This is a genomic window from Streptomyces niveus (assembly GCF_001723055.1).
Classification (GTDB): Bacteria; Actinomycetota; Actinomycetes; order Streptomycetales; family Streptomycetaceae; genus Streptomyces; species Streptomyces niveus.
This window is the reverse complement of sequence record NZ_MDCR01000428.1, coordinates 1-1244: the sequence shown is the minus strand read 5'-3', so window position 1 is coordinate 1244 and position 1244 is coordinate 1. Positions and strand designations below refer to the sequence as shown.

Sequence of the window (1244 nt, the reverse complement as noted above, 5' to 3'; positions counted from 1 at the left end):
CCGCTCTCCGGGTGCCCCTCCCTCAACCGTGCGTACTCCTGCTTGCGTAGCGCGACGTAGGCCTTGTCCTTGTTCTCCTCGCCGTCGGGCCCGACATCCTCGTGTTTCTCCGCTTCGAGGAGCGCGACGACGGCGTCGGGGGCGAACGTGTACTTCTCCTTGAGCGTGAGGATCTTGAGAAACATCTCGATCCCGGTACGGTCCATCCCGCGCAGGTCGTCCCAGTGCTCCGCGAGACGCGCCGCCAGGCCACCGCTCCACGGAGGGATCGACAGAGAGGTCTTGACGATCGCCTGCCAGGCCACGGACGAACCACGCTGCAGGGTCCGCGGAGCCTCGGAACAGTTCTCGGCAGGCGCGTCCTTGAGCCAGGGGCGTTTGCCGTCGCAGCGGACCTTGAGGTCCGACAGCGCTCGGCCGCGGAAGGCACCCTCCATGGACACCTCGGGGATCCCACAGGTGCACGAGATCAGGATGGNNCCGCATCTCGCCTCCGCACAGACCGGTCTCACCCTCCCGACGGTTGCTGCGGTGCGCCCATTTCCAGTACGGGAAGTCGTCGATGTGTCCGTGGGCACAGGCCATGACGAAGCGGGAGGGGACGAGATCCTGCCCACAGGTACCGCAATCGTTCTTGCCGGGAGAGGAGTTGAAGGCACGTACATGCTGCAAGGTTCCGCAGTCCGGGCACGAGTGCCAGAGAGGGAAGCGCCGGACGTGGACCCCGTCCCTGCTCCTGTCGTCCGATGCCGGCGGTAGGCGGAAGGACCGGACTCCCAGGAGCCGTGCGAGTCGGTGCTCGTGGATCGTCGGTGCCTCGCTCATGTTCCACGAATCGGTGCCGGACACGATGAACGACTCGTTGTCGACCGCGATGAGCGAGCCGACACCGTACGTCGTGATCATCTGCGAGCGTCGGACCGAACCGCGACGCGGGAAGCTCCGCTCNNTCGTCGTACGAGCGCAGGAGCGATGGACTCCTTCTTCCGCGTCCGGGTTCGTAGGTGAGTGCCCCGTGCATCTCGGCCTGTTCCTCCCACCACTCGACGAACTCGTCGAAAGAGTCGACCGTCGCCTCGTGCTCGTCGGGGGCCACCTGCTCGACCCGGGCGAGGAGGGGGGTTCTCACCAGCCGGTCGAGCTCACCCCGGAACATGTCGATATCGCCCGCCTTCTCGTCGGGTCGTGCGGCAGGGATGAGGATGCGGGTCAGTGCGACGATCACCGCGTGCAGACCGCGGTCA

Annotated in this window: 2 protein-coding genes and 1 pseudogene; all 3 read right to left on the bottom strand. The window is 66.3% G+C overall.

Translation table 11 applies throughout. The annotated features are described in order from the left end of the window. Window positions 1-437: DUF8724 domain-containing protein (locus BHU15_RS40980; RefSeq protein WP_497210042.1), on the bottom strand; the 437-nt coding region annotated here is incomplete at its 3' end. 43 nt (window positions 438-480) lie between these two features. Then, a pseudogene (locus tag BHU15_RS41810) lies at window positions 481-948 on the bottom strand (DUF8724 domain-containing protein); the annotation flags it as partial. A 2-nt stretch (window positions 949-950) separates the two neighbouring features. Continuing rightward, a partial coding sequence (locus tag BHU15_RS40970; protein ID WP_218028095.1) for a hypothetical protein occupies window positions 951-1244 on the bottom strand: 294 nt, incomplete at both ends.